This is a genomic window from Parapedobacter sp. (assembly GCF_053550995.1).
In genome coordinates this window covers 1-4,068 of sequence record NZ_JBMQOC010000123.1, presented here as the reverse complement: position 1 = coordinate 4,068, position 4,068 = coordinate 1, and the positions used below count along the sequence as shown (strand labels likewise).

Genomic DNA, 4,068 nt, shown 5'->3' with positions numbered 1-4,068 from the left:
ATGCCGTCATCGGCCGATCTATCTCCCGGCATTTATCCTTGAAGCCGATATCGATGGAGTCCTTGGCATTGGTACCGTGGCTATCCCATCCCCAATCAAACAGCTGCACGAAGCGCACGCCCTGCTCCACCAATTTACGGGCCAGCAGGCAATTATTCGCAAAGGATTCCTTTCCGGGCTGCGTGCCGTAAAGCTCATGGATGTATGCCGGCTCGCTTCCAATGTCCATCACTTCCGGCACGGCCACCTGCATGTTGAATGCCATCTCGTACTGCGCAATGCGGGCCAACGTTTCCGGGTCGCCATAACTGTTGTATTCTTCTTGGTTTACGGCGTTGATGGCGTCGATTGTTTGTTTCTTGAGGTCCCTGCCCATCCCTTCGGGGTCGCTGATGTACAGTACCGGATCGCCTTTCGACCGGCATTGCACCCCTTGGTACACCGATGGGAGGAAACCGCTGCCCCACACACTCTTACCGGCATCGGGCGTTTTACCGCCCGAGGTCAGTACCACAAACCCCGGCAGGTTGCTGTTTTCCGTCCCGAGCCCATAGGTCACCCACGAGCCCATACTCGGCCGCCCCAGTCGCGCATGGCCGGTATGCATAAACAGTTGGGCCGGCCCATGGTTGAATTGCTCGGTGTGCATGGCTTTCAGGAAGCTCACCTCATCCACCATCTTGCTGAAGTGGGGGAGGTAGTCAGACACCCATGCACCGCTCTGGCCATGCTGCTTGAAGTTGGCCTGTGGTCCCAGCATGTTGGGCACCCCCCGTATAAAGGCGAACTTCTTGCCCGCCAGCAGTGATTCGGGACACGGTTGGTTATGCAGCTTCTGCAATTCGGGCTTGTAATCAAACAGTTCCAACTGCGATGGTGCCCCGGCCATGTGCAAGTAAATGATGCGCTTCGCCTTGGCCGCGAAATGAGGTGCCCGTGGCGCCATCGGGTTCAACGACCCAAGGTCTATCCCTGCTCCCAACGGACGGCCTGCGGACGATGAGCATCCCCCAAGTCCGCCCAGCATGTAGCCCAGCGCCATACTGCCAACCCCAGCCACGCATTCCCGCAGGAAGTGCCGCCGGGTTACCGATTGTAACTGATACCGCTGTGCTTCTTTTGCCAACTTATCGATATCCATCATATCACGATTTCGTTAAAAATTCATCCAAATTAATCAAGGCATTCGCCACCACGGAAAACGCCGCGACGCGGGCATCACCCCGCTCAGCAGCCCTAAAGTCCCTATTGAATTGCGCCAATGCGTCGGCATCCGCCGAATAGTATGCATATGCTTCATCATAGAGTTTGCGTAATGCCTCCTTCTTTTCCACGGCTAGATCGCGTTGCATAGCCAGCCGATAGCCCAGCGTTATCCCCATGTCGATTCCATCACTTCCATCGCCTGCACCCGCAGCCATCCGCTTACCAAGATGGTAGGCGGCCTCGAGGAAAACGGGGTCGTTGAGCGTAGTCAATGCTTGCAGGGGCGTATTCGTCCGTATACGGTCTACTACACACACTTCGCGGCTCGACCCATCAAACGTAACGAATGATGGATAGGGGCTCGTGCGTTTGATGAAGGTGTATACGCCCCGCCGATACTGGTCTTCGCCCTCGCTTTTTCGCCATACAGCACCACTGTACACGGTCATCCACACTCCTTCGGGTTGGTATGGCATTACACTGGGACCAAACATTTTGTCGCTCAGCAGCCCGCTCACGGCCAGCGATTGGTCACGGATCTGCTCTGCCCCTAAGCGGAAGCGCGGCCCCCTTCCGTAATACTCGTTTGCCGGATCGGCCTCCAGCGCCCCGTCTTCAATCAGGGACGATTGCCGATAGGTCTTTGCCATCACCATTTCCTTCAGCAGGTCTTTTACGTGCCAATCCATGCTATGCATGAATTCGGGTGCCACCCAGTCGAGGAGTTCGCGGGGTATGGGCGGCGTGCTTTGGGTACCCATATCGCCCAATGGCTCCACGAGCCCCCGGCCGAACAGTTGCGCCCATAGGCGGTTCACCACGGTCCTGGCCGTAAGCGGATTGTCTTTACTCACCACCCACTGGGCAAATCCCAGCCGGTTGTCGGGGGCGCCGTCAGGAAAATCGTGCAGCGCCTCGGGCACCGCCGGCGCCACCGCTTCACCATGTACCATCCAGTTGCCTCGCTCAAAGACGTGGGTAGTCCGCGCCATATCCGATGGGTTTTCTACCATGATCGGTATCGCCGGGGGTTGGTGGTTCAGCAGCGCTAAAAAATCAGCCTCTTTTGCGGCGTACGCCGGATCTTCAGTTCCAGCCAATCGCGGGCGGAACGCCATCCATTCGATCATAGCAACTGCCTGTTCGTTCGAAATCGACGGATTGCGGAACCTCAAAAACAGATCGTGTGTTCCCGTTGTGGGCTGCATGGCAACCTCAATCACGCGGCTCCCCTGCGTGGTGGGTATGGCGAAATCAACGAGCACCCGGCCGGTCGGCGAATCGGCACGTATTTCCATGTGGCCACCCGGTGCCGCCCCAAAGTAACTTACATAAAAGGCATCCTTCCCATCGAGTGTGATGGCCTTCATCCGGGCAGTGCCCCCATTGCGCATGGCCAGCCATTTGGTGTCGGCCAACGCACCGTTCTCCAACGAGTCGCAATAATGTGCGTGGTATTTCGGTTCGAGCGTAGTGAGGAACAGGTCGGTCGACGCCAGCTGCTCGGGCGTGGCATATTGCGCTAGCCATGTTTCGATGCTATCTATCTGCCGCTGCTCCGCGGCACCGTACAGCCGTAGCTTCGGGTGCTCGCCGTAGGTGTCTTCGTCACGCGTATTATTGAAAAAGGCATACGATTTATAGTATTCTTCAAATTTGATGGGGTCATAAGTATGACTATGGCATTGCACGCATTCAAACGTCGTACTCATCCACACCTGGTAGGTGGTGTTGACCCGGTCCATCACGGCCGCCACGCGGAATTCCTCGTCGTCCGTGCCCCCTTCGTCATTATTCATCGTATTGCGGTGAAAAGCTGTCGCGATCAGTTGGTCCTTGGTCGGTTCCGGCAACAAATCGCCCGCCAGTTGCTCAATGGTAAATTGGTCAAACGGCATATCGGCATTGAAGGCCTTGATTACCCAATCGCGATAAGCCCATATCTCGCGGCCATTGTCTTTTTCATAGCCTTTGGTATCGGCGTAACGGGCCAAGTCCAACCACCACGATGCCCACCGTTCGCCGAAATGCGGCGATGCGAGCAGGCTGTCCACGCGGAGCTCATAGGCGTTTTCACGGCTGTCGTTCACAAATGCTTCCACCTGTTCGAGTGTGGGTGGCAGGCCCACGATGTCTAGGTGCACACGGCGCAGCAATGTTTCCTTGTCGGCCTCTGGCGAAAAGCCCATGTTCGCTTCGCTGTGTTTCTCCTTGATGAAATAATCGATATTGCTGGGGAAGCGGCTACCGCCGCCACTGAATAGCCCCCCCAATGAAAACCGGGGCTTGGGCACCGGCACGGACTCCGGCAGGGCATATGCCCAGTGCGAACCCCATTCGGCCCCTTCATTCACCCACCGCGTAAGCACGTCGATTTCTTCGTCGCTCAGCGGTGCCGCCTTATAGGGCATACGTAGCTCCGGGTCGGTTTCGGTAAGCCGTTTAATAAAGTTGCTATGGGCTGCGTCTCCGCGCTTAATTGCAGGCTCGCCCGATTCAGTGGCTGCGAAGGCCTCTTCTTCGAAGAGCAGACTGAAGCCGCCATTCTTCTTTACGCCGCCGTGGCAGCTGATACAATGTTTGTTGAGAATAGGTTTTACGTCGGCACTGAAATCAATACGCTCTTCGTTCCGTAGGCTAAACACGCCGATAAGCAGTATGGCCAAGCCGATTACGCTATATACCCCTATTTTTTTCCACATCTCTAGATTCTTCTGTTTACTGGTTAGCATCGTTATTCCGTCAACGAACGGATTGTATTTTCTTCCAACGATAGGGTTGGCTTAAACTCCGCCCCCTTCATATACATCACAAAGCTATGCAATAATTGGCGTGCCGCAGGCCTTTCGCTCATTTTTTGAT

At 55.8% G+C, this 4,068-nt stretch carries 2 protein-coding genes; both read right to left on the bottom strand.

All coding sequences use genetic code 11. The features are described from left to right. Window positions 1-1,144: DUF1501 domain-containing protein (locus ACO1NT_RS16875; protein WP_449049911.1), on the bottom strand; the 1,144-nt coding region annotated here is incomplete at its 3' end. Window position 1,145: 1 nt separating this feature from the next. After that, window positions 1,146-3,908, bottom strand: a complete 2,763-nt coding sequence (locus tag ACO1NT_RS16870; protein WP_449049910.1) for a DUF1553 domain-containing protein — start codon at window positions 3,906-3,908, stop codon at window positions 1,146-1,148. Between the last annotated feature and the right edge of the window lie 160 nt (window positions 3,909-4,068).